This is a genomic window from Kitasatospora sp. NPDC093558, assembly GCF_040683475.1.
GTDB lineage: Bacteria > Actinomycetota > Actinomycetes > Streptomycetales > Streptomycetaceae > Kitasatospora.
The window spans coordinates 1-1,640 of sequence record NZ_JBFBDY010001051.1 but is presented as its reverse complement, the minus strand read 5'-3'; the positions used below and the strand labels follow the sequence as shown (position 1 = coordinate 1,640).

Below are 1,640 nucleotides of genomic sequence, written 5' to 3'. Positions count from 1 at the left end.
CCGGGGCCCCCCGCCGCCGTCCCCCGCAGTCCGGAGCGGCGCCGCCGCTCCGGCGCACAGAGCGCCGTAGGCCCTGGATGATCGACCAGGGCCGGCCCTTGACCTCGGTGGCTTCAGCCACTAGCTTCCGGTAGAAACAGCTCCATGACCACCCGAAGGAGGCGACCAGCAGATGTACACCCTCTCTGATCTGGGTCGCCTCGCCCGCCGCACGGCCTGGGCGCCGGGCCGGATCGCGCACGGCTGCTGAGCACGCCGCTCCGAGTGCCCGTCCCTCCTGGCACGTCCCGGGTTTCCGTCACCACCTCCCGGCACGTCGCTGTCACCTGCCGTCCTGCGCTGCGCCCTCCTCCCTTGGGGCGGGGCGCGCCCGGACGTCCGGACACAGAAAGCTGCCCGATCATGGCGAACATGATGAATCGACCGACCGCACACCTGATTGAAGGCCCGTCATGGTAGCGGCGCAGATCACGGTCAACGGGAAAGACGTACCGATCTCACCGGCCGCGCCCCACACCACGGTGCTGGACTTCCTGCGCGAGCGCGGCCTCACCGGCACCAAGGAGGGCTGCGCCGAGGGTGAGTGCGGCGCCTGCTCGGTCCTGGTGGCCCGGCCCGGGGTGCACAAGCCCACCGACTGGGTGGCGGTCAACGCCTGCCTGGTCCCCGTCGCGGCGCTCGACGGTCAGGAGGTCGTCACCGCCGAGGGTCTCGCCACCCCCGGCGCACCCGGCAGGCCGCCCGTCCTGCACCCCGTGCAGGAGGAGATGGCGGTCCGCGGCGGCTCCCAATGCGGTTACTGCACACCGGGATTCGTGTGCAGCATGGCCGCCGAGTACTACCGTCCCGACCGTTGCGCGCACACAAGCTCCCCCGACGGCACCGACGCCGAGCACGGACCGAACGGCTTCGACCTGCACGCGCTGAGCGGGAACCTGTGCCGCTGCACCGGCTACCGCCCGATTCGCGATGCCGCGTTCGCCGTCGGTGCGCCCAACGACGAGGACCCGCTGGCGCGGCGTCGCGAGCAGTCGCCGCCCACGCCGGTCGCCACCGAATACACCGGCACCGACACCGACACCGACGCCGACAGCGCGTTCCTGCGGAAGAGCACCCTGGCCGAAACGCTGCTGTTGCTGCGGGAACGCCCCGACGCGGTGGTGGTCGCCGGCTCCACCGACTGGGGCGTGGAGGTCAACATCCGTGCCCGCCGGGCGAATTGCGTGATCGCCGTCGACCGCCTCCCCGAACTGCGGGAGCTGCGGGTCGAGTCCGACCACATCGGGATCGGGGCGGCGCTGACGCTCACCGAGATCGAGCGCCGCCTCGACGGCGGCGTCCCGCTGCTGGCCGAGCTGTTCCCGCAGTTCGCGTCCCGGCTCATCCGCAACGGCGCCACCCTCGGCGGCAACCTGGGTACCGGCTCCCCCATCGGCGACAGCCCGCCGGTGTTGCTCGCGCTGGAGGCATCGGTGGTGCTCGCCGACGCCGACGGCGAGCGCGAGGTCCCGCTGGCGGACTACTTCACCGGCTACCGGCGGAGCGTGCGCCGCCCCGGCGAGCTGATCCGCACGGTGCGCGTCCCGCTGCCCCTCTCGCCGGTCACGGCCTTCCACAAGATCGCCAAACGGCGCTTCGAC

At 72.3% G+C, this 1,640-nt stretch carries 1 protein-coding gene; it reads left to right on the top strand.

From position 1 onward, the window contains the following. Positions 1-452 precede the first annotated feature (452 nt). On the top strand, positions 453-1,640 hold a 1,188-nt coding region (locus AB0O00_RS38355), incomplete at its 3' end, for an FAD binding domain-containing protein (protein ID WP_363659312.1).